General features: G+C 44.9%; 22 protein-coding genes and 1 pseudogene. 17 read left to right on the top strand and 6 right to left on the bottom strand.

Going from position 1 to position 23081, the window contains the following annotated elements; translation table 11 throughout:
- Positions 1–23 precede the first annotated feature (23 nt).
- A complete protein-coding gene (locus B1A85_RS16360) occupies positions 24–2309 on the top strand; it encodes a hypothetical protein (RefSeq protein ID WP_015328619.1) in 2286 nt (761 codons plus the stop codon).
- A gap of 63 nt (positions 2310–2372) precedes the next feature.
- On the opposite strand, the gene B1A85_RS23970 is transcribed toward B1A85_RS16360, so the two are convergent.
- Positions 2373–2525: a hypothetical protein gene (locus tag B1A85_RS23970; protein WP_168192417.1), complete on the bottom strand. Its 153-nt coding sequence runs from the start codon at positions 2523–2525 to the stop codon at positions 2373–2375.
- Here B1A85_RS23970 and B1A85_RS16355 point away from each other — a divergent pair.
- The 9 genes from B1A85_RS16355 (at position 2515) to B1A85_RS16315 (ending at position 14165) form a co-directional block, all read left to right on the top strand.
- Complete coding sequence (locus tag B1A85_RS16355; RefSeq protein ID WP_015328618.1) at positions 2515–3072, top strand: hypothetical protein; 558 nt, start codon at positions 2515–2517, stop codon at positions 3070–3072. The two genes, B1A85_RS23970 and B1A85_RS16355, sit on opposite strands and share 11 nt — an antisense overlap.
- 83 nt (positions 3073–3155) lie before the next feature.
- Positions 3156–6422, top strand: coding sequence for an ATP-binding protein (locus tag B1A85_RS16350; RefSeq protein ID WP_015328617.1), 3267 nt, complete (start codon positions 3156–3158; stop codon positions 6420–6422).
- 8 nt (positions 6423–6430) lie between these two features.
- Positions 6431–7219, top strand: a complete 789-nt coding sequence (locus tag B1A85_RS16345) for a hypothetical protein (RefSeq protein WP_015328616.1) — start codon at positions 6431–6433, stop codon at positions 7217–7219.
- Between the two features lie 96 nt (positions 7220–7315).
- Complete coding sequence (locus B1A85_RS16340; protein WP_015328615.1) at positions 7316–8398, top strand: hypothetical protein; 1083 nt, start codon at positions 7316–7318, stop codon at positions 8396–8398.
- A 63-nt stretch (positions 8399–8461) separates the two neighbouring features.
- Entirely contained in the window at positions 8462–9184 is a 723-nt protein-coding gene (locus B1A85_RS16335; protein WP_015328614.1) for a hypothetical protein, read from the top strand.
- A 2-nt stretch (positions 9185–9186) separates the two neighbouring features.
- A complete protein-coding gene (locus B1A85_RS16330) occupies positions 9187–10806 on the top strand; it encodes a hypothetical protein (RefSeq protein ID WP_015328613.1) in 1620 nt (539 codons plus the stop codon).
- Between the two features lie 20 nt (positions 10807–10826).
- Positions 10827–11675 (top strand): hypothetical protein, encoded by an 849-nt coding sequence (locus B1A85_RS16325; protein ID WP_015328612.1) that lies wholly within the window; start codon positions 10827–10829, stop codon positions 11673–11675.
- A 17-nt stretch (positions 11676–11692) separates the two neighbouring features.
- Positions 11693–13825, top strand: a complete 2133-nt coding sequence (gene topA, locus B1A85_RS16320; RefSeq protein WP_015328611.1) for a type I DNA topoisomerase — start codon at positions 11693–11695, stop codon at positions 13823–13825.
- A 148-nt stretch (positions 13826–13973) separates the two neighbouring features.
- Positions 13974–14165 (top strand): hypothetical protein, encoded by a 192-nt coding sequence (locus tag B1A85_RS16315; RefSeq protein ID WP_015328610.1) that lies wholly within the window; start codon positions 13974–13976, stop codon positions 14163–14165.
- A gap of 535 nt (positions 14166–14700) precedes the next feature.
- On the opposite strand, the gene B1A85_RS16305 is transcribed toward B1A85_RS16315, so the two are convergent.
- The 3 genes from B1A85_RS16305 to B1A85_RS16295 all read right to left on the bottom strand — a co-directional run bounded on the left by B1A85_RS16305 (position 14701) and on the right by B1A85_RS16295 (position 18114).
- On the bottom strand, positions 14701–15639 hold the full coding sequence (locus B1A85_RS16305) for a ParB/RepB/Spo0J family partition protein (protein ID WP_015328609.1): 939 nt from the start codon (positions 15637–15639) through the stop codon (positions 14701–14703).
- On the bottom strand, positions 15636–16391 hold the full coding sequence (locus B1A85_RS16300) for a ParA family protein (RefSeq protein WP_015328608.1): 756 nt from the start codon (positions 16389–16391) through the stop codon (positions 15636–15638). The genes B1A85_RS16305 and B1A85_RS16300 overlap by 4 nt, the downstream gene beginning before the upstream one ends.
- A gap of 463 nt (positions 16392–16854) precedes the next feature.
- Positions 16855–18114 (bottom strand): hypothetical protein, encoded by a 1260-nt coding sequence (locus tag B1A85_RS16295; protein WP_104547886.1) that lies wholly within the window; start codon positions 18112–18114, stop codon positions 16855–16857.
- A gap of 64 nt (positions 18115–18178) precedes the next feature.
- Between B1A85_RS16295 and B1A85_RS16290 the strand changes: the two genes are divergently transcribed.
- From B1A85_RS16290 to B1A85_RS16280, 3 genes are all read left to right on the top strand, one after another.
- A complete protein-coding gene (locus tag B1A85_RS16290) occupies positions 18179–18421 on the top strand; it encodes a hypothetical protein (protein ID WP_071882463.1) in 243 nt (80 codons plus the stop codon).
- 81 nt (positions 18422–18502) lie between these two features.
- Complete coding sequence (locus B1A85_RS16285; RefSeq protein WP_015328606.1) at positions 18503–18751, top strand: hypothetical protein; 249 nt, start codon at positions 18503–18505, stop codon at positions 18749–18751.
- A gap of 234 nt (positions 18752–18985) precedes the next feature.
- Positions 18986–20005, top strand: a complete 1020-nt coding sequence (locus tag B1A85_RS16280) for a DUF4238 domain-containing protein (RefSeq protein ID WP_015328605.1) — start codon at positions 18986–18988, stop codon at positions 20003–20005.
- Between the two features lie 251 nt (positions 20006–20256).
- Here the strand turns inward: B1A85_RS16280 and B1A85_RS16275 are convergent, their stop codons facing one another.
- Complete coding sequence (locus tag B1A85_RS16275; RefSeq protein WP_210404519.1) at positions 20257–20727, bottom strand: helix-turn-helix domain-containing protein; 471 nt, start codon at positions 20725–20727, stop codon at positions 20257–20259.
- Between the two features lie 299 nt (positions 20728–21026).
- On the opposite strand from B1A85_RS16275, the gene B1A85_RS16270 reads away from it, so the two are divergent.
- From B1A85_RS16270 to B1A85_RS26240, 4 genes and pseudogenes are all read left to right on the top strand, one after another.
- The gene (locus B1A85_RS16270) at positions 21027–21302 is read left to right on the top strand and encodes a thioredoxin family protein (RefSeq protein ID WP_015328603.1); all 276 of its coding nucleotides are present in this window, start codon (positions 21027–21029) and stop codon (positions 21300–21302) included.
- 57 nt (positions 21303–21359) lie between these two features.
- Positions 21360–21827, top strand: coding sequence for a heavy metal-responsive transcriptional regulator (locus B1A85_RS16265; protein ID WP_015328602.1), 468 nt, complete (start codon positions 21360–21362; stop codon positions 21825–21827).
- A complete protein-coding gene (gene merF, locus B1A85_RS16260) occupies positions 21817–22017 on the top strand; it encodes a mercury resistance system transport protein MerF (RefSeq protein ID WP_015328601.1) in 201 nt (66 codons plus the stop codon). The genes B1A85_RS16265 and merF overlap by 11 nt, the downstream gene beginning before the upstream one ends.
- A gap of 95 nt (positions 22018–22112) precedes the next feature.
- A pseudogene (locus B1A85_RS26240) lies at positions 22113–22525 on the top strand ((2Fe-2S)-binding protein).
- 9 nt (positions 22526–22534) lie between these two features.
- Here the strand turns inward: B1A85_RS26240 and B1A85_RS16250 are convergent.
- A complete protein-coding gene (locus B1A85_RS16250) occupies positions 22535–22996 on the bottom strand; it encodes a heavy metal-responsive transcriptional regulator (protein ID WP_015328600.1) in 462 nt (153 codons plus the stop codon).
- Between the last annotated feature and the right edge of the window lie 85 nt (positions 22997–23081).

The raw sequence follows: 23081 nt of genomic DNA, 5'->3' as shown, positions 1-23081 counted from the left end.
TTTAATATTTAGTATTTGCTGATATGACAAAAGCGAAAGCATCAAGTCATTCTGGTATAGGTCATCGTGTCCAGAAACAAAAACCTTGGTCAAACTTGACTGACCCTAAAAAGCTCAAGCACATTTCTAAATTAGTCGATAAAGCCCTTGAAACCGTCATTGGAGACGGTTCTATTTCATCATTGCAAGATTTTAAAGAATTTGTGGAGTCTTACAGTGAGGAACACAGCAGTCAACCAATTGCAATGGAGCTGTGTGAAGGTACAGACGGAGAAATTAGAGGCTTTCGGTTCTACCTCATCAGTAACCCCAAAGAACGCACTAGTGGTAAATATTTGGCACTGAACCTGCAAAAGCATGGGGTAGAAATTGATGAAAACAAATACACCCCCTCCGCAATTCTGGAGAGTTTAGGAATTGATGATGAGTTTGAAAGTGACGTTGAAGAGTTAGAAAAGTTTGAGAGTGAAATAGAAGATAAGTTTGAGAGCGATCGCGACTTGGAACTAGATGACGAACCGATCGCCCAGACTGCTAAACTGCCCAAACAACGTCAAGCTGGAAAACAGAACGGTAAAGGCAAATCTGCTCCAAAGCAGATTGAAGATTTTAAGCAGTCTCTCTCCGAGGATGAGTTAGACGATCTACTCAATGACACAGACCTAAATTTAGAGGTAGACGAACTAGCTTCTACACCTGTTAAAAGTGTTACTAAATCCAAATCGAAATCTAAGACCCAACCGAGCAACGGTAAGCGCCAACAGGATAACGGTAAGTTTCAAGACCAAAAAGATGACCGGAATGAAAAACCATCGCTCGACGGTCAAATTGTAGTTGAAGAAATTTCAAATATGGGTGCTAGAGCTGCGGTGTCTGGATACGAGGTCAACGGCATCAATGTTGCTGGATTGGCAACTCAACTTGCAGCGTTAGGGCTTGCGGTTGGAGAAAACGTTTTCAAATCATTGCAGAATACTGCTTCTAAACAACAAAAGCGTCTCCAGCAAATTCTAGATTTAATTCAGGAGCAGGCTGAACGAACTGAAGGGCTGATTCAACGAGAGCAACGATTGCGATCGTTTAATGCTATAGAACCTGGAGAAACCGAGTTAACACAAGCAGATAAAAGAGCAAGTCGCATTCTAGAAACAGTAGAGAAACAGGATCGGCGAACGCAGCAGCTTGCAGAACGAGCTGAACAACTACAAACAGCCGATCGGTCTGCTCGTACTGTTGACGATGATGAGCCTTCAACTGAGTCTGCTGAAACTTCCACTCCTAAGCGTCAGGTGCAAAATTCTCCAGCAGAAAATGCGGTTGAGGATAGCATCGGTGCAGCCACAAATCAACTGGCAGATAAAGTCAATCAACTGGGCGATAGTTTGGACGCAACATCGACACCTCTACCGCCCATTAAGCTTAACCCCAATGCCAGCCTGGACGACAAACTGACTCAAATTGAAGAATACCTCAATCGACTTGTCAAACGCATTGATGCTTTAGAGGAACGGATCGAAGCCCTAGAGCAACAAGCAGGAATCGACAAACGCATAGAGTCAGAGTTATTGCAGGAATCATCAGAGGGACGTGCTGCTATCTCGCAACAAACAACAGTGGCAAACACCCTCATGGCATTTGTTTACTCAGCACACACCGAAGATGCGCTCCAGAACGAAGATGTGCTGTGTTGCTCGCTGCCACCCGATCGAATAGTCTATGTAGATCGGTCTAGCACCGAGTCCATTAGTATTTCCTTAAAAGACAAAGCCGACCGCCAGCTCTTTACAGCAATTAGTGATGATGGCTCTAGCTGGAAAGTGTTGGAGGATTCGCTTTCTGCTAGGGAAATAGACAATATTCGCATCTTGCCACAGACCCCTGAAGCATTTGAGAAACAGCAGCTTGCTCAGGAGTTTGTTGTCAATTTCAAACAGCATTCCCCAGAATTTTTTAACGGTAAGGGCGAATCTGGGTTTATATTTACCGATGAAGAAGGAGTAAATAACTATGAATTTGAAGTAATGAAATCTAAGAACCAAAAAAGCTTAGTTGGATATGACTTGCTGAATGAAGGAGAGCAAGTTTTCAAAGCCACACTTACTCCTTCTGAAAAAGGTTCTAAATCGGAGTATTACAGAGTTGAACAATGCGATATTCCCACCCCAATCTTGGCATTGTTAAATGAATCTTTGGTTTTAGAGGCAGAAGCGGAGCAAGAACAAAAGCAAGACCTAGCTAAAGAGGCTTCTAAACCCGAGCGAAAGCCTACTCAATCACGTCATTATTCTGACAAAGAAATCGAAATGTAACGCAGCCATTTCTTAACAGCCAGCCTCAGCCCCTCCTACACTTCGAGAAAGGCTTTCTTTACCTTACAGGAAGCTTACGGCGATCGCTTCACCGTACATTGTTCTTTCTACGAATAGAATTGAGCGGCTTCTCGAAAAGCTCGAAGGCTGGCGATCGCTATTGCTAGAAACAAATATTTTAACTATTAACAAATTCGAGGAGATTATGACTCTCATGCGTTTCACTACCTACACCAATAAGCGTAGATTTAACCGGATTAATCGGTTTGATGTAATGTTCATCGTTCTGCTGCTTGCTGTAACAGCTTACTTACTGATTCAAGAGCCTTTGATGGTGGCTATTCTCGGCTGTGCGAGCATTGTTTACCTGGGACTGTACAACATAGGTCGTGCTATTCCGTTGGTTGAAAAGTGGATTAATGCCAAAATTCGATTCTGGCACGTTGCTACAGCAATTATTGGAACTACCTGTTTATTTACACTATTCGATGCTCCAGCTCATGCACTATTTTTGAGCGGTCTAGAAGACTTTGTAGGTGAATTGGTTAATGCCTCTAACTCCGGCGTTGATACTGGAACAGTAGGGACTGTATTTAACATGATTCGAGCTATCTTTTTGCTCCTTGTTGTAGCAGCAGGCTTATTTGCTTACAACCAAGCCCAGCAGGGAAATGACTGGCGACCCATTGCAACTCAAGTTGCGCTTGCCTTTGGTATTGTCATCGGTTTAGACATTATTACGTTAATTTTTACGGGTGCCTAATTTACAAACTAGGCACAAGAACTAGGAAGCAAACTTTGAATTTGATTTCTAGTTAATTCTTCATCATCTTTCTTCATAGCAACATGAATTCAGCGCCAGAAAGAGAATTTATTCGGTTTAATAAAATTCTCGGTAAAGAAGCTAGTATTGGTCCAATTCCCGCCAACCAGCTTGTCCCCTGGATAGCGATCGCTATGGTGTGTTACACCATCACCAATGGATTTCTCAGTTTGGGAATTCAATGGTTCTTTGCCACAACATTTTGGCTGATTCTTAGCTGGTGGATTTTAAATGGCAATAAACCATACAAATTCATCGACCAGTTCAAAAGACCGCCTGGAAAAGATTGGTGCAACGGCAACAAAATTTATATTTCTCCCTTACCTCAAGAGCGACCTAGATGGATTCGCCAACGCTACAGCGATTCAGTTGTTCGAGTGCGTCTAAAGCCTAAAGTTGTGCCAAACCAGTATCAAGGGAAAAGTATTTTTATGCCATTCCAAAATGATGTCAATCTCTGTTGTATTGCAGAAATTAAAAAAGATAATCGAGAAGTTTCTGCTTTTTTATTAGAGCAGGGTAAAGACCAATATCAAGTGGTCTTCATGTTCAAACTAGAAGGGCTGCACGATGTACTGACCCGCAATGAAGTGTCGGGCTTTGCTGACCAAGTAACTGAAGGATTTAAGGGAATTCCAGCAAAAGAGCGAATGACCTTCTGTCTGGGGTGCTACAGCGAAGACTTAGAGCGGCAGCAGCAGTTAGAGGACTTGGCAGACGATTGCCAACTCGCTCCAATTGCAGTTTTGCTGAGAAACGAGCAGAAGCGGGTACGCGAACTAACTGTTAAAGGGACTCGCCAAGTCTGGCAGCAGTATATTTTTTGTACCTGGACTGCTAGCAACACTGCTGAGTCCGCTCACTCAGATTGGTGGAGCAAGATTGAATCCAAACTTAAGTTTGGCATACTTGCCGCGATCGCTGGCAACACCAAAGTCTACCAAGAGCAATTCTTCCAAAAACTATTTGTCAAAGCTTTTCAAGAGGGATTCATTCCTTGGGAGTTGTTACTCACAACCAAGATGGGGTTAAATGTCACGCCTTGCACTAAAACAGAAGCTTGGCAGTGGTTGTGGAATCGTTTCAACTCTGCTACGGCTCCAGCAATTCCACAAGTCATCACATTGGAAGAAAACAGCGATGATGGCTACAAGCTTTATGAAACCAAGACCACGGAAAAACATAGCGTTACGGTTTTGATTGAAGGGCACAATGGTGAATCTGCTTGCCCAGAACATCGGGAGAGCCGAGATACTGTATTCATCAGGGGTAGAGGTGTGAATAAACAGTGCGGTGTTGTAGTCATGGAAGAGCCACCAACGGGATGGATTTCTGCTAGAGAACAACTCCGCTGGGTATGGAAGTGCATGAGCGCCGGGTTTATCCGAGATACAGAAGCTTGGGTCGAGATTTCACTTGCGAATAATTTTTTGATTCAGGACAACCTAGCACGGCAAGCTAAACAGACTAAAGCCGCCAAAACTAGGGCTTTTACCAAAGGTGCAGGTCGAGATGTTGGGGCAGAGATCAAGCAGGAAGAATCGTTTGATGCTCAAAGGCGATTGTATGAAGGCATGAAGGCATTGCATTGTGCGCCAGTGTTTTTAGTCTTTCGAGAAACTCAGGAAGAACTCAACGTTGCCTGCAATGCCTTCGCTAACAACTTTGACACGGCGAAGTTAATTCGAGAGCGCAATATCGCTTGGGAATTGTGGTTGCAAACTCTACCGATTACTACCAAACGGATGTTGCACAGTACAGATGTACTTAGTAGCGAACGCCGTCTTACCCCTGATACCCAGACAATTGCCGGATTTTTACCGCTGACTTTGCCTAAAGCGATTGATCGGCGAGGGGTGGAGTTTGTCAGCGACCGAGGCGGCAAACCGATATATATCGATCTGTTTGATGGTGGAGCAAAACGCTTACTGGTGACAGGAACTTCTGGCTCTGGAAAAAGTGTAATGGTGTGGCGCTTTGCCTTAGAAGCTGTGGCGAACAACATTCCTGTAGTGGGCATGGACATCTCCTCTGGAGGCAATAGCAGCTTCAAAACTGCTGTGCAGCTCCTCGGCGATCGGGGCGCATACTTTGATATCTCCAGAGGCAGCAGCAATTTGATGGAACCGCCGGACTTGCGTCGCTTCAAAAAGGAAGAGCAGCAACGACGCATGGAAAGCTGGAAGGAATCTATCCTTAAAGCACTGTTGGCGATCGCTATGGGTAAGGTTAACAGTCCTCACCTGGCTCAGCGGGTTGAAGCAATTTTGCGTCTCACGTTGGACGTGTTCCTGCGCGAACCGGACATTATTGACCGCTACAACAGAGCATTTGAGCAGGGGTGGAAATCTCAAGAGTGGCAGCAAATCCCCATCTTAGCTGACTTTACTCGCTACTGCACCCGCGAACGATTAAACTTGCGATCGTTTGAGGATCTAGATCGGCAGGCGATCAACCAAATTAACAGCCAGATTTCGGCGCTGTTGGTGTCTCGCTTGGGTAGAGCGATCGGCAGACCTAGCACTTTTTCACCGGAGCCAGTAGTGAAGTTTTTCGCCCTCAGCGGTCTGACAAGCGAGCAGGATGCCTACTTGATGGCAATTAGCGCTCATGCAGCGTGTATCCGAAATGCCTTGTCTCACCCCCAGAGTTTGTTCATTGGAGATGAGTTGTCAGTACTGCTTAAAAAACCTGGTTTTGCCCAGATGATCGGTGAAACTTGCGCTACAGGTCGTAAAGACGGCATTGCCGTATGTCTAATCGGACAAGACCCCGACAGTTTCTATGACTGTGCAGCAGGTCCTCAAATTATGCAAAACCTTAACTACAGGTTGACAGGGTGTATTACCTCAGCCGCTGCTTTATCTTTTCAAAAACTGCTAGGATACGACCCTGCAATTATTAGCCAAAACGCTACCGAATCCTTTTTACCGCGCCGGAGCGATCTCTTCTCCTACTGGCTGATTGAAAAGGATGGACGGTTTTGGAAAACTCGGTTCTACCCTGGTGAAATGATGCTAGCTGCCGTTGCTAACAACCAGGACGAGCAAATGGCTCGCAACCGAGTGATGGTGAAGTATCCCGACACCGTGCTGGGCAAATTGCAGGGACTTGCTGAATTTACCCAGGCTTATATCCCAGCACTTAAAGAAGGAACTGGGCTGAAGCAGATCGGGATTTCTGCGATCAAAGGCTCCGCTATACCAACTGTTACACAAGCGTCCGAGTGCGGTAGTGCATTGATAGATGTGGCAATGCTTTCGGATAGCGATCGACCTCTAGCCGCGTAGGAATTTCTATGAAACTAACACTAAAACCACTAAAGATCGCGAGCGTAGGTACAGCAGTAATGTTTATTACTCTTGCCCCTCTGCCCCAAGCAGCCGCTACCACGCAGTCGTCTACCAGTAAATCCCCTACACCCCTTAAAATCGAGGATGTTTTCGATCGAGTCTCATCTCCGTTTAGTGGAATTGCTGACTTTTTTACTAACATTTCTGGTGCTGTGAGCGCAGCTCTCAGCGATGCTATAGGGGATTTTGGTGTTCCAGATTTAGCATCAGTGTTGGAGCAGTTGGAAAACACTCCCACCTCTAGCGATGAAGGTGCAAAGCTTTCAGAAGCTCTAGAGAATCGACAAAGCGGCAATGGTTCTTTTGCCATTCGCTCTGACCTTGCCAATCAAGCTTCTCGACGGACTGCGCTTGCTGTGATGAATGCTGCCACGTTGGGCAAAGATGCTCAACAGCAGATGGTGCAGCAAGCGCAGATTGCCCAGCGAGCCATTGAGGAAAATGCGCGGTTGGCTGAGGAATCCCAAAATCTTGATGTCACCCAGCAGATCATGCAGAACTTGTCTCGACAATCTGCTCTTGAGGCACGGGTGAATCAACAACTGCTCCAAGAAGCACTGCAAGCACGGGTAGACCGCTCGATTTCTAACACTCTTTCCGCCCAAATTGCCGAGGAAGTATCCGCTGCAAACCTCGCAGACCGTCGGCAAGAAATTGGCTCAGCAAACATGTCTATCCAACACACAGGATTGATTTCGTTACCTGGTGGTTACTACTTAGGTGCTGGCAATTAATCGCTAACTAGCAGATCGGTAATGGGCTTCAAGTAAATGTACACAGGAATCTAGAAATTTCTAGATTCCTGTTCTTAATCAAAGGTAATATAAACAATGGGAGAAGATGGGTTAATCACTGGAGAAAACAATGCCTTTCAAATTGTCAGCCAGTCGATTGATTTAGCACGAAATACAGCTGAGGCTTGGAATACTGTTTGGGGAGAGACGTTTGATAGGTTAGACGGAGGACTTTGGGGTGGATTAGTTAATCTTGGACTAGTTTTAGCCGCAGTTTCAATTTTATTTGTTGCTGTCACTACAGGACGAGAAATTATAGAAAAACACTCCTGGGCTGAGCTGGTTCACATGTTCATCTGGCCCATCATCATTGTTATGTTTTTGGGAAACAACGGTGCACTTCTATCGCAATCTATCCTGATGATTCGAGGCTTTGCACACGTTCAAGTGATGAGCGTTTTGGAGGTGCAATTAGGGGAGTTAACTTTTAGGAATGCCATTTCGCAAGTTGGGATCAGTTCGGCGGCTCGTCAAGCATTGGAAAATCTTTATAGCGAATGCGAAAGATTAGTGGGAGACGAACTTCTACAATGCTGGAATGAAAAACAAGAGCAGGCAGAACAAATTTTAGCCGAAGCAGAAAGGCAAGCAGGGGGTCCACTGGAACAGCTGAGAAGATTTGTTGGTGGGCTGGTGAATGCAGCAAATGAAGGTTTAGGAGAATACGTTGGTGCTGTTTTACGAAGTGTCTACGTACCGTTCATTCGGATGCTGCTGGTTGCAGTTCAGTGGGCATTTGTCAACATACTAGAAGCGTCTTTGTTGCTCACAGCATTATTTGCACCGATCGCAATGGGACTCTCGCTTTTACCCTTGCAAGGTCGCCCAATTTGGGCTTGGCTGACTGGATTTATGAGTTTGTTTGGAGTTCAGCTTGGCTATAACATCGTCGTTGGTTTGGGTGCAGTTGTTGTCGTGAGATCGGGTGGAGAACTGATTACAGATGTGGCGTTTTTAGCCTTTTTAAGTATTTTTGCACCAGGACTGGCAGTTTTAATTGCAGGTGGCGGTGGTATTGCTCTCTACAACGGCGTTAGCAATAACGTCAAAAGCGTCATTGATTTTTCTAGCAACACCATTGGTGCAGTGACTCGACTGGCAGTTAAAGCTATGGCATAAGTGACTTGACAGAAATAAACGGCAGACGTTCATCTCTTAAACTGTGTCAAAGATTCATTCTATATGAAAATTCAACGAGCGCAAACCACATTATTAACCACTGAATCTAAAAATTTCCTAGCACTGCTCCAGTTAGGTATTCTAAGTCTGCAAGTCTTAATATTTGTCTTTATTTTGCTGATTGCTGGGCGACAAAATCAACTTGCTCGTCGTCGTCCCACAATGGCACAGCTCGTCAATGGAGATACAGTTTATATCTCTGAAAAAGACCGATACTGGCGCTATCCGCAGGTGATCCGGAAGGTTGTCAGCGATTGGACAATGCTGACGTTCAATTGGGAAGGCAAAATTGCAGGCAGCGATAAAACTGATGAAGGGGTAAAGGTAGACGATCGACAGCGAGTTCCTACTAACACCTGGTTTGCTTCTGTACTGCTAGAAGATGACTTTGCCCAAGCTGCTCTCAAAGACATTGCACAACTAGTTCCTGCCGATGTATTTACAGGGCGAATTCGCAGTGTGGCGATCGTCAACCACGTTTCTGAGCCGCGTCAGATTGCCCAAGGGCGATGGCAAGTGGATATGGTATCAACTCGGATATTAATTGACCGGACTGGAAAGAGCGAGCGCCTGCCATTTAACCGCACTTTTACCTTAGAGGCTGTTGAGATTCCTCATTCTCCTTTGGGTAGTGATGCATCGCTCGTTGAGCAAAGGATTTACGAGATTCGCTCCGCTGGGCTACAGATTATTAACATTGTCCCCTTCGAGCTAAAAGGGTCTTAGATATGTCAGAAAACCAAAATGAACCACTTTCTACTAACAATGGTCATGCTAACCCAACAGCAACCAGTACGGTTGAACCTGTTACTGAATTAGACGCAGATGCGCAAAAGCAGTTGGCAGGTTTGACTGAAGAAGAGCTTTTGATTCCTGACCAATACATTATTAGTCCAGATTCTCCACAATCTGAAAAATCTAGTAGTAATCCTATAGCTAAAGTCGGGTTTGTAGCGATTCTCATTGGTGGAGTAATGGGACTATTAGCACTTATTTGGTTTTCTTTGTTTGTGCCTAAACCTAATAGTAAGCAGGTTAAGGTCGAACCTAGACCAACCGTGACTCCTCAAGCATCTTCTGCAGATGAAAATGCACGACTAAAAAGCCAGTTGGCGTTTCAAGACCAAAAGAGCACTCTAGAAGAACCTCAACCTGTTGGTACACTTTCATCTCAGCGGGCAAAAAACGCTACTACTCCAACAAGACCTACAACAACGCCTGCTAGACCTACAACGCCGACACCAGCACCTCGTTGGGTGAGAACATCACCACCACCTACACCAGCACAAATATTAGTACGAACACCACTAACCCCAGCACGAACGCCAGCACCGACGCGAGCGCCGGCTACCGAGCCTATCGATCCATTCGAGCGTTGGAGTCAGCTTGCTAGTCTAGGTCAAACCAAGGCTGAATCAAATATTGAAATTACAAAGCTCTCAACCTCCTCTACTGATTCTACTGACTCTCCTGACTTATCTCAAACCGCCTCATCAAGTTCTTCTAACTCTAATGCCGCTTTTGCTAGCGTGTATCATGCGTCTGAAGGGCAGGTTACTACCTCCTTAGTGTCAGATACGCAACTCCCAAGTGTGGCGATTGGAGCGGTAGGAAACGTTTCTGGTACTTCTGTTGGGACTCAAGGTATTTTATCCCGAACTCGGTTCCAAACTCAGCAACAAGTGCAAAAAACTGTGCTCCCTGGAACAATTGCCCCTGCTCTAGTTGCAATGCCGATGGTTTGGGATACGAGCAGCCAAACGCGAAGCCAGGACAAGTTACCTCAGCGATTTACAGTAGAGTTGATCGAGCCATTATTGGCAGAAGATAGGTCTGTGGCATTACCCGCAGGCACAGTGTTTGTGGCACAGGTTAGTTCAGTTAGCGAAGGAAACAATGTGGTATCAGCTAGTGCTGTTGCTGCGATCTACCGAGATGGAGCAGGAAATTTGCACCAACACGCGCTACCTGAAGGAGCTATTTTGATTCGAGGTGAAGGCGGTGGCACCTTGGTTTCTAAAACCCTCAACAATTCAAGGGGAGCCGTTGTACGTCAAGACTTGTTGATCGGCGTATTAAGTGGTCTAAACAAAGTGGGAGAGATTGTCAATAGACCAAAATCTCAAACGATCGCAACAGGGAGCAGGTACAGTCAAATTACTATCCAATCCGACCCGCAAGTTTGGGCGGCTGCACTAGAAGGAGTATTTGGGGTGACAGCCGAGCGGTTGAGTGAGCGTTCAGACCAAACGATTAAAGAATTACTCCGTCGCCCGAACGTCAAGGTTTTAGCAGCAGGAAGCTCTGCTTCTGTAGTGGTATCGAGTTTTTTTCAAGTGATGCCGTAAAAGAAGGGGGTGAAGCAACGATGAATCAAAACACAATAATTTCTACAGTTCCTACACTTTTAAGTGTTGCATTTTTAGGAACTGGAATACTGGTAGCTTCTCCACAAGTTAGTATCGCTGGGCCTGCATCAGTTTCTACAACCTCATTTCTACCTGCTGCTTATCGTACCGTGAGCGATCGAGCAGCAAGACAAACCTTATCAACGGTTGAAATTGCCCCAGGGCGGACAACCGCAATCGACTTCAGCCGCACGAATCAAACGATTGCTTATGTGTTATTGGGAGACTCTTCGAGGATAGTTTATACTGCTAATGCCCAACTTGGTTCAGCCCAAGCCAAAATATTGTTCTTGCGTCAGATCAAGCAGCTTCAGTTTCCAGGTGCAACGACTGCACCCATCACAACCCTAAGCGTGCAAACAATCGATCCAACTGGTCAACAATATTTGTACACGTTTAACCTGGTTTTGACTGCCCGCTCTCAATACGTTGGGCTAATGGTAGTTGCCGATACTCCTACCAACCGACCGGAGCGACTAGTTGTTAGTCGCGATCGCACTGCTACCCTAACTGATATAGAATCAGGGCTGACTATTGCTATCCGTAAGGGCTACACCAGTCGCCAAGATCCAGTAGTTGACTCAGTTAGGCAGTTTCTAGCTTTGGCACGTAACGGGAGCACAATAAAAGAAGCAGCAAACCAAGCCAATGTATCTTTGTCAGTTGTCACAGCTTTGGCTGAAATAGCTTTAGATGAAAGGCTGGTGCGATCGCTGCGACCTGTGGCAAATGCAACACACTCAGAGATGGCGAAACCAAAAGAAGCGCTCGCTCCTGATTTACAACCTACCACGCAAGTTGTGAAGTAGTATGCTGGTTCAGCACTATGACGAATCTTTTAATTATTGAGAGTCCAGGTAAGTTAAAAAAACTCAAACAAATCCTTGGCAGTAACTGGATAGTCAAAGCTAGTATGGGTCACGTGCGGGAGTTAGCTTCGGATGGAGAAGACGCTTTGGGCTTTGACCTGGAAGGGGACTCTATCCAGTGCCGCTACGAACCTAGAGGCGCACGGGGTAAGAAAATTCTGGCAGAACTAAGTCAGGCAGTCAAGCAAGCTAATACCGTCTACATTGCCACTGACCCCGACCGCGAGGGAGAGACCATTGGTTGGCACTTACAGCAAGCGTTGCGGCTGAAGAATCCTCAGCGAATTGTCTACACCGAAATTACATCCCAAGCGGTCAAAGCAGCGATTGCTCGTCCGCGATCGCTCGATCTGGCATTAATTGCTGCAGGGCGGGCGCGAGATTGCTTGGACAAACTGGTAGGTTATAAAGGCAGCAAACACGTAGTCTGGCAGCTCAACATTGGAGCTAAGTCGATGGGACGGGTGCAAAGTGCCACGCTGCACCTGCTGTGCTTGAGAGAAAAGGAAATTCAGTCCTTTACACCCCAGGATTACTGGAGCGTATGGGTAGAATACCAAGAAGGCTTTAAAGCCTTTTACCGAACCAAGCTCAACTCCACCCAGCCCACTTCTCAAGAGCAGCCTGATGACGCAAAAGAAAGTAAGGAAACCCCAGAATCTGACCGAGTGACGAGTCAGGCGGAGGCAGACCGACTGGTAGCGATCGCCCGCTCCCACCCGCATCAAGTTGTGACTGTGGAAGGCAAAATAACTCATCAATCTCCCCCAGCTGCCTTCACGACTTCTACTCTCCAACAAGCGGCCGGTGCAAAGCTGCGCTTCAGCCCAGAGCAAACCATGAAGGTAGCACAGTCCCTCTATGAAGCGGGCTACATCACCTACATGCGAACCGATTCTGTAGCACTGGCAGAGGAATTTTGCGCGTCCGTGCGTCAATACCTGGAGCAGCACGATCCTGTCAATATACCTAACAAAACCACTCAGCACCGCTCCAAAGCGGGCGCTCAAGAAGCACATGAGGCAATCCGTCCTACCGATGTCTATCGCACACCAGCACAATTGGAGTTTCAAGCGAGCGCGTCAGAAGCCAAGTTATACGATTTGATTTGGAATCGAACGGTTGCTTCTCAGTGCCAAAGCGCCTGTTTACGTAGAACTCGCGTAGTGACACAATCGGGTTCAGCCTACTGGGAGGCTAGGGGCCAGGTCTTGGAGTTTCCTGGCTACACCCGCTATTGGAATAACCTTAGCAGCGACACCCAACTCCCTACCCTTCAACAAGGACAATCGCTCAAGCTCAAACAAGCTCAAGCAGACAAAAAACAAACCCAGCCGCTACCCTGTTACACCGAACCCAAGCTCGTGCAATTGATGGAGCGAAAAGGGATTGGCAGACCCAGCACTTACGCCCCCACAATTAAGACGTTGAAGGAACGGGATTACGTGCAGGTAGCCAAAGGCAAACTTCAGCCGACTGCTCTAGGAATGGAGTTGGACGCTGCTTTAGAAAAGCTACTGCCAGACTTGATTCAGCCAGAGTTTACAGCTCAAATGGAGTCAACACTCGATGCGATCGCTCAGGGTCAGCAGGACTGGCAGATGTATTTGACAACTTGGCATCGCACTTACTTTGCTCCTGCTCTTGAAAAAGCCAACCAACAACTTGGTGCTAACAGTTCCTACCCCAAAGATCGGGCAAAAACCAAACTTCAGGCAGAAGCCACTAAAATTTCCTGCGCCCAGTGCGGTGCGGCCATGAGCAAAATTCCTTCTCAGTCCAAGAAACTGAAAGTCAATCATTTTCTCAAGTGCTCTGCTTCTGGATGTGGAACAGTCATGTTTTGGAATCCAAGTATGAAAAGGTATGAATTGCCTTATACCCAACGCCGACCCAGTCCGGAGACATTAACAGAACTCCCGTGTCCTGTCTGTGGTGCTTTATTAGAGCGCTACAACTATACGAAAGAAGAGAAAGTTAAGTTAATGCTACGGTGTTCGATTGCAGAAAATCGGCGAGGCAAATGCCAGGAGGTTGCGTTTTTTGAGGGACAAGATGGCTTTTGGTCGCCTAAGTTTGGGAAATTGTAATTAAATTTAGTCTTTAAAACTAAGTTACGAGCTATCAAAATTTCATAGTTTGACAAAGAATTTTATGCTTTAAGATAATATAAAGGTTTTGTACTTACACCTTCGTTAGATGAAGTTTCGCGTTTGACAGTAAAACTGGCGATCGCCCATGACTCAGCCCAAAATTCACCTGCTCGTAGGCATTCGAGGAGCGATTCTCGTAGTGTTCCATACAAATGCCAAATGCTGGCAATTTCAGATTATCAGTTTTCAAGGCGTGGTATTTAGCGAACAGAAGGTTTATTACACCGCTGAAACTGCTGAGCTTGTAGGCAGGGGTTGGATTAGGCAGGGCAGATAAATGTATTGAATGACTCAGTAGTTTTGAGCAACATTTGTGTAGAACCTAACTTTATTGTTGTTATGTAGAAAAGTTAGGCTCTACACAAATGTTGCTCGAGACGAAAGCTGTCCTTAATACTTCACCTCAGCAACTCCTTGATTTGACAATACTCCTAAATTTAGCAAGTAAACCTCCTACGCCTCTAAGAGCGATCGCTCTTACTTGATCGCGAAGCTTGAGTTCTTGTAACGAGTACGGGTCTGGTTTTTTTCTTCCTTTGCGGGGAATCGTCTTTCGCGCCAGATGGTGGACGACAAATCTCGCAGTAGAGAGTGCGGGGACCGTCAGAATCCCTCTCTGTCAGTTGGTTGCATTGCTGGCAGATAAGCTTGTACAGACGGGTGTGGATTGTACGCTCGGGTGCTCGAATTTTGTATTCTCGAACAAAAACCTTCTTTGATGGTACAGACTAGAGAAAAGCTAAATTTTGCTTGGCAACGACTATATTACTCTTTACCAATTTGTGTTAAATATTTTAGAAAAGCAACAAATGTCAATCTTGAGAAAAAAGCTTTTCTAACTCAGCTAATAGCTTCTCTATTTGCTTCTGTTTTTTAGGATTTTCCCAAATTTTTGATTTTTTAGCAAGGTGATAGGCTGCATCCATACGGTTTTTGAGTGATGACGATTGACTGCGATCGCTCTGATTTGCACCGCAATCTATTATTTGAGCAACTCTTTGTTTGATTTGAGTTAGGGAGAGGTTCTCTGCGATCGCTGACTCTAGTAATGCCTGACGCTGCCCTAAATCGTTAACTTTAGCGATTGCTCTAGCCTTAGTATAGGCAATCTGCCCCAGATGTAGGGCATCTAAAACTTCATCCGGTAAATTCAGCAATGGTAAGCGATTGGTGCGAAAGCTTTCTGGCGTGAATTTTCCTACTGTGTTAAAAACCTCTTGCACCAACTGCCAGTCCTTGCTGTGGATAACGTTATCCACAGAATTACGTTCGGGGTGAGCAGCTTGATTGAGCAAAGCGATCGCCGACTCGGATGTTATATTTAGTTTTAACGCTATGAGTTGTAGGATGCCTTCTGTTTCTTCAATTGGGTTTAAATCTTCGCGTTGTAAGTTCTCCAGCAGGGCAAGCTGCAATGCATCATTATCTGTCAACTCCCGAATAACTACAGGAACTTCTTCTAGACCCGCTGATACAGCAGCTCGATAGCGCCTTTCTCCAGCTACTAGTTCATACTTATCGTCTAAGAGCGGACGTACCAACATTGGTTGGAGAATCCCATGCTGCCTGACTGACTCTACTAGCTCCTGCATAGCCGTAGGATCAAAGTAGCGACGAGGCTGCTGCTGGGGCAGAGCAATTTGGGAAAGTGGGAGAATTTCTGCTGCAACTTCCGCTACAGGTAGTTCTCCAAACAAAGCATCGACTCCTTTTATTTGATAGGGCTGAGAGCGTTGTTTTCTGACACTCATGACATCACCTCCAAATTTTTGGCAATTTGCTTGAGGAGGCTAACCGCTGGGTGTTTAGCATTGTAGAGGGCAAGCGGTGCGTGATCTTGTGAAGCATCCGCAAAGGCAACTGACCGAGGAATGGTTGGATAAATTTTCCCGATTTGGGATAAATGCTCTTGAATTGACTGTAAACTCATTTCGCCTTGTACAGTCCGAGAATCATGCATTGTTGGAATTACACCAGCAATTTTTAGCTTGCGATTGGCGCGAGACCGCACGCGACCAATTGTATTTAACAAAAGTTCTGTTCCTTTTAGGGCTTTGTACTGCGTCTGAATGGGAATTAAGACATGAGTTGAAGCTACTAGGCTGATATAGCTAAGAATACCGAGGGAGGGGGGACAGTCTATCAAAATGAAATCGTATTGTTTCAGAATCGGCTTTAGCGCTTCCTTTAGACGTACATCTCGCATATCTGCTACTACCAATTCTAGTTCTGCCCCACTCAAGTTAATGTTGGCAGGAGCCAAATCCATGTTATGAATGTTCTTATAGATTGGTAGCTGTTCGCCAATAACAATCGCTTCATACACTGTGTTGCCTAGTTCTGATGGCTCCAAGCCCATAAATACGGTCAGCGATGCCTGTGGGTCCATATCAACGAGTAAAACTCGCTGCTGCCGTTGAGCCAAATGGTAGCCTAGATTCATTGTCAATGTACTTTTACCTACTCCCCCTGATTGATTAAACAGCGTAATTACCCTACTCATTGACTTCACATATCAAGTTTGGTTTGACAAAAGCATAACCCAACTCAGTTATGCAATATCTTTTTGAGTATAAGTTAGCTTAGCAACTGAGAAAACTGGAAACTCCCTCTAACGGTAGGAGCAAAGAGTCATGAAACTTCCTATAAAACAGTTTAGGTGACTGAAGAAGCTTAAGGGGTGATAAACAGCTAGGGACTAAACTGAATCAACTTTATAGCTCTCAAACTTTGCTAAAAATAAGACATCTTATGAAATTTGAGACGCATCAATGCTGGCTACCCAAAGATGATCGTATAGTCCCACTCAAAAGTTACTATGTCGTTGGTGAACGTGTCCTGATTTCCTTAAGCGGCAAATAGATTTTTGTACCCCTTTATGCTGGAGTTTTTTACTACAGGGGCTAGCCTAATATTGCAAATTACAAGCGTGCTCAATCGATGATGCAACGATTTGAGAAATAGATTTACTTCAATGTACTCAACTGGAGTGTATAGGCACCTAATTGACCAGGAACGCTTTTCCATCGCCCTTGTTTAGCACCATTCCAGAGGATTTTGCCAACTTGCGCTTTAGCTTTAGTCAAAGCCTTACCTTCAATTTCCCCATATAATGCTCGTGCCACTTTTTCAGGAGTCAAGACCTCGCCAACATTTTCTTCTACTATCGTTGTCACTGCTGCTGTAAAACTCATATTCTGATAGCGCGCTAAGAGTTGCTCGTTCGATTTGGTTATTTGTTTTTGTTGGCGAGATTTAGAATCTTGATTTTCCGAGTTTGATGCAATCAGTTTGAGGTCAATCGTATAGCAACCAGGAGAATCTGGGACTTTCTCCCAAAGTCCTTTTTCTACTCCCTTACGCAGAGTATCATTCATTCTCAACCTTTCTGCTTTAAGGTTTTCTTGCTCAACCTCTCCCTGCACAGCACGAACAATGTAATCTAAGTGCAAAATACTGCCTTCATTTTCCTGCAATAGCTGTTCAACAGCTTCAGATTTACTCAAGTGCTGATACTGTGGCAAAAGTGGTGTTTTGAGAAATTGCGATTGTGCTTTGTGCAACTTTGGAGAAGGCAATTGCTGGGGATACTCCAAAAAAGTTGAATGCTCTGGATCTGGGAATTGAATGGGTGAGTCAGATTCTGAGTGCTGTTGTTCGTCTTGCTGGCGATTGAAAGCTGAGCCAACCACCTCTTTTTGGAGAAAATTTGCAGTGACTGATTGTTCTGAGTGTTCCGGTACTTGCTGTGACGGTTGCTGTTCGCTTTCATGGAGCAATTGGGTTAATACTTCATCAACTAACGTCGGCGAAGAAACCTCGCTATCTCTTGAAATATCAAGATGCTTCGGCTCGACAGTTGAGGATACCTCTGTGCGGGAGGTTTCTCCACGAATAGGAGTGTCCGGTGCTGATTGGATAATCTGAAGCTCGTTGTGCTGTAAGATGAGCTGGTCTGCTAAGAGTGCGTTAATATGCGCAATTTGCTCTTTAGCACTTTGGGCTTTTGAGTGTTGTTGTGCGTGTTGTGTTTGGTAGTGCGCTCGGAGTTGAAGTAGACTTTCCGTCAGTTGCTGTTGTTCGACTAACTGATCCACTAACAAAGCATGAATACGATTAAGTTGTTCAGTTGCATGCGAAATCGCACTGGTACATTCTTGCACAATTATGTGATAGCGATCGCGCAGTTCAATGAGGCTATGAATGAAGTGTTGGTTTTGAAGCATTGTTCGCTCTTGAGCGTGGAGTGTCGCTAGCATAATATGTACAGCAGTGTGATATTTCTAACGTATGCCATCTAAGAAAGTTCATGTTCGAGAATACACCGTCAGAGCACACGAACGGGTAATTCATACGCGCGTGTACAAGTTCATCTGCAAGCAGTGTAACAAAGATGTGGAACGCGAAACATATGGTTCGCGTCCTCTGTACTGCGATCGCTGCCGACCAAGTATGATTCACACTGAAACAGCTCACAAGAAAAAACCTCGACCTGTATTAGTTAAGCGGCAAAAACGCCGTAACGCTAGCTAATGAAGTCGTAGGTGCGCTCTGAGCACTACTAATTACCGCTATAGTAAAAGCAACTTTGCTTCCCGACAAATAAGACTAAGTATGAATTCAAGCAAAATCATTAGAGTTAACCAACTGCCTAAGAAGTCAGTAGAAAAGCCTAAGAAGCCTGATGTGCAAACTGCACAAGCAACAGAAGTTGAAAGTGACATTGACAAATTAGATTTTGAGATAGAGCAACCAAAATCTGAATTCAAGCTGGAGTCTTTAGCAGAAGATTATCCAGAAGATTCAGTGTATGGTAGTGGTTGGAGTATGACTGAATTGCGTGAAGAGTTTAGTGGAATATAAAAAAGAGTTGTGTTCAAGAAACAGCGATTAGCTAAATGTAGATAAGTAGATAAAAATCGCTCTATGTGTTTGCAATACCAATTGAACTACAGTGATAGAGCCTACGCACTTTGGTAGCTGTTTTATCATTGACTTGCAGATTTAGCTGCAAAAAGAAAGATGCTTTTCAGCAGAAGGTTAAAGCAGCGCTCAAATCTATTTAAGTTATTTATTTTATCTTCATTAAAGTAAACTGTGCCAAATCCTAAGCGTCATCATAAAATTCCACATTTCTATCTAGATCAATGGAAAGATCCCTGTAGCGAGAAATCTACTATCTGGATTTTTAACAAAGATAGCCTTGACTGTTCGCCTCGCCTGACCAAGGATGCTTTTGTAGAAGGACATTACTTTACCGAGCAAGAGCTAGATGGTACACGCCACGCTCCATTAGAGAATTATCTGAACAGAAATGAAACTATCGCAGCCACCCTCCTTCCTCGTTTGGAGGCAAACGACCCCCTGACGGAATACGATGGCGAAACGCCCCTGCCGGCGGCAGATCGCAATGTGCTTCGGCAATTTATCGTGGGTTTGTTCGTACGAAGTGCTTGGTGGCGGGAACTTCTGCCTCACGTAATTAGCTATGCGAATGCAAAAACTAATCAAGAAGTGAAAAGCCGAACACAGCGAGAGCTAGAACAGGATTTGCGTCAACAAGGGTTCAATAGAACTGATCGTCGTAAAGCATTGAGAGAGAACAAGAAAAAACAGCCGTCAATTGACTCATCTTTGCAGGAATTAACCGCTTCTTGGATTACTAAAGTACATCCTCAATTCATTATTAATGCATCAAACCAATTAGAACTAGCGAAAACTCTTCCCTTCACGATTGTTAGAGTTGAAGGATTACCGTTATTAACTTCTGATACGCCATGCATCATTGAAGAAGATCCATCCATTTTTCAACTTCATAGAGAAAAAGTACTAGGTAGTGCTTTTATTTGTCCGCTTACTCCTCACTTAGCTTTTGTAGGGGCGTTAGGACTGAAGGATGAATATGCTACTTTTGATTCTAATTGGTCTAGATTATTTAATGCAAGGATACGTGCAAATGCGCAAAAAGAACTTATTGCCAATACTAAAGATGTAGATGAAACTTGGTTTTTGAACAACCAAAAACCACCAAGAACGATGCAAGAAATGTTAGAACCTTCCATAAAAAGGTTATTTGTGGGTACAAAGGTTAAGAACAAAGGATTTGGACGTAAGTAATACTTGCACTTTAAAGCTGTTTAACCTTCGTGATTCGGAGGCAATGAAGGCTGGCTCAGTAACGTGCTTTCTAAAACGGCTGACGGAGGTCTTTCTCAGAAATAGTCCCGCTATTTTTACGAGAACGAAGATATTTACTCAAGAATTGATGGAATTATTTACTTTAATGTTCACAATGATGAAGCAATTTTGCTTTATGAAAGGGCAGGGGACGGATTAGTCTGTTCGGAAGATCGAGTCGTGCGCCTTGCTCACCCGCGATTGCATTCTGCGATCCAAAAAGCAGCAATAGACAATAATTTAATCTTTAAGCCATGACCTCTGTCATACCAGTTCCGAGTTCTACTTTTAAGTAGTGCCACATAAAGGGCAGAAGCGAAACTTGAGGGACACGTCGCCTCATTACAACTGAGACAGGGAGCGCGCAATCGTGTTTCACAAGCAAAACAAAATTTGGAGCGAGGATGCAAACACATCGGTTCAGCTTCAGTTCCTGGCGTCCCACATTGAGGACAAATCTTCAACTGCTGCCCAATATCTGATACAGGCACTCCTTGACAAACCGCATCTAAATATTCTTGTATAATCTGCAACGCTCGTGCTAATCCAACACGCGATTTGGAGTTTAGTCGCGTTGTCTTTCCTGATTCAATCTTGCCGATACTTTGCAAGTGAATTCCTGCTTGTTGCGCGAGTTCGGCTTGACTCGTTTTGAGGTTCATCCGCACTCGCCGCACTAAGATCCAGAAAATGACGACGAAGTTTCATAATGATTCAACTTTACTGAAATTACGAGCAATCAATGATTTGACCATTCTGTCCACTACTCTAAACACTCTAGCCAGCTAGATAGTCAAGATCAGTAGCTAAAACGTTCCTATATCTATATCTATGTCTAATGCAGAAAAATAAAACGGCAATGAAATAACTATCGACTGACGGCAGCCGCTTACAGTTACCCCTTGACATTGAAGTCAGGTATAAGGTTTACGCTGGGGTTAGCACTTAGGAGAAGTTTGAGATGACTAAGCGTTTAGTTGAAGTCTTTACAGCAGGTTGCCCGCTGTGTGATGAAACCGTCAAATTGGTGCAATCGTTAGCATGTGAAAGCTGCGAGATTCAGGTGTGGGATTTGCGTGAAGGGTGTTCAACCCACAAATGCCGTGAGAAAGCCAATCAATACGGGATTCATCGGGTTCCAGCAGTTGTGGTTAATGGCAAACTAACAGAGTGTTGTCAAAATCAGCAGCCGATTTCCCGTGAAGCACTAATCGCGGCTGGCATTGGACAACGATAGAGTATGCAAGCAGGAGGGAAACGATTTCTTTCCTACCTAAGGAGTGTTAATGGAATCATGAAAGAAGGTTTATTGATCGGTGAGTTGAGTCAGCGAGTGCATCTGCCTACCCAGACGATTCGATATTATGAACGACTGGGACTGCTTAAAGCACCCAGACGTACCGCATCGCACTATCGCCTTTATACCGCAGAGGATGAAGAACGACTGCGCTTTATTCAAAAAGCTAAGCAGTTTGGGCTATCGCTGGATGAAATCGAACAATTGATCGAGATTAGGTCCCGTGGAACGCCTCCTTGTAATGATCTCAAGCGTATGGTGAAGCAACACCTCGATGAATTAGATCATCGGATTCAAGCGATGCTGGCGTTTCGCCAAGACTTAGCCAATCGATATGAGCAGATTGAAGCCTCACTTGCTGACGCATCTGCTACCCCAACTAAAACCCATTGCAACGGGATAGTTTGTGGATTAATTGAGCGATCAATCGAGACCAGTGATCTTGGAGGAAACTGTGAAACTTAAGGCAGCCCTAATTGCTAGCCTGACTGGAACGGTCATCATTGCACTCTGTTACTTCACCCCAGTCTTGGTCATTGGATTGGGAGTGATTGGTTTAAGTGCGTGGATTGGCTATCTCGATTATGTTCTGCTGCCTACTTTAGGTGCAATGGTTGGGCTGACTATTGTTTCCTACTGGCGCTATCGTCACTAGTGCCAATGCAAAGATTAGGAAATTAACAGGATTTGTAAGATGCACGATTGTTGTTGTGCAACTCCAGATGTATAGCCACATCTTCTGACAAATCGATGTGTCCTCATGATGGTAGCAACGGGAAGCCTGTTAAACTTATTACGCTCAAAAGCTTGCTTCAGCCCATAGCATTGGAACAGTTAGACCCACAGCCGCCGTATTTTTTTTGTGCTCACGCTGAGTGTCCAATAGTCTACTTTTCAGAAGCGGGACAAGAATTTACAACGGCTGATGTGAAAGTCTCTGTGTTTCAGAAAGATCAAAGAGATACTGTTCCAGTTTGTTACTGTTTTGGCTGGAGCCGTCAGCGAATTAATGAAGAGATCAACAGCGTGGTGAGAGCAGTGCGATCGTCGCCATCATGGATGATATCAAAACCAAACGCTGTGGTTGTGAACTCAATAACCCTCAAGGGTTTTGCTGTTTAGAAAATGTTCGTTTTGTTGTTAAAGAATTATTCAAGAGATGATGTCAAATGTTAATCGTTAGAAAGCACATGCCCAGCCACTTCTTCAATCATGCTGCAAAGCTCTTGGCTGTAAGGATCATCGAACGGGCGATCTGCCCAGCGATCGCGATATATTTCTAGCTCGACCTTAAGCGTCTTGATGCGATCGAGTTGCGCGTCCAACTCAGCAATTTTTCGGTTTAATAGGTCTCGCACTAGTGGGCAAGCTGGATCGCCTTGATGTCGAACACCCAAAATCTGCTGAATTTCGGACAGGGAAAACTGGAGAGATTGCGCCTTCTTGATAAACTGCACGCGCTTAATCGCATCAGTAGTGTAATAACGGTAGCCACTTTCGCTTCTGTGGGTCGGTTCAATCAACCCCAATGTTTCGTAATAGCGAATAGTTCCTACTGCAACATCGCTCTGCTCTGCCAGCTCTCCAATCTTGAGCAGTTTCTCTGGCAATCGGTTTTGGCTCAGTCTTCTCATGGCAGTCCCGTTGAATCTGGAGCAAAATGCCCCGCTGCATTTCCAGTCTAAACTCTATAGCTAACTATAGAGTCAAGGCTTTTTG

It is taken from the genome of Chroococcidiopsis sp. TS-821 (genome assembly GCF_002939305.1).
GTDB lineage: Bacteria > Cyanobacteriota > Cyanobacteriia > Cyanobacteriales > Chroococcidiopsidaceae > Chroogloeocystis.
This window is presented reverse-complemented; position numbering and strand designations above follow the sequence as displayed.